This is a genomic window from Zoogloea oryzae (assembly GCF_030161255.1).
GTDB classification, from domain to species: Bacteria; Pseudomonadota; Gammaproteobacteria; order Burkholderiales; family Rhodocyclaceae; genus Zoogloea; species Zoogloea oryzae.
Map to the genome: position 1 here is coordinate 858 of NZ_BSPX01000208.1, position 306 is coordinate 1,163.

Here is a 306-nt window from a genome sequence, read left to right on the forward strand (position 1 = left end):
AGGAGGATTTGAAAGGCATTATGACATTAAGATTTCCAAGGTTTAGCCAAGGCTTAGCCCAGGACCCCACTACTCGTCGTATTTGGTTTGGTATTGCTACTGCACATGACTTCGAGAGTCATGATGATATTACTGAGGAACGTCTTTATCAGAATATTTTTGCTTCTCACTTCGGACAGTTAGCCATTATTTTTCTTTGGACATCCGGAAATCTTTTTCATGTAGCTTGGCAAGGAAACTTTGAGTCGTGGGTACAGGACCCTTTACATGTAAGACCCATTGCTCATGCAATTTGGGACCCTCATT

General features: G+C 41.8%; 1 protein-coding gene. It reads left to right on the forward strand.

The features are described from left to right. On the forward strand, positions 1-306 hold a 306-nt coding region (locus QQK25_RS24780; protein ID WP_284190059.1), incomplete at both ends, for a photosystem I psaA/psaB family protein.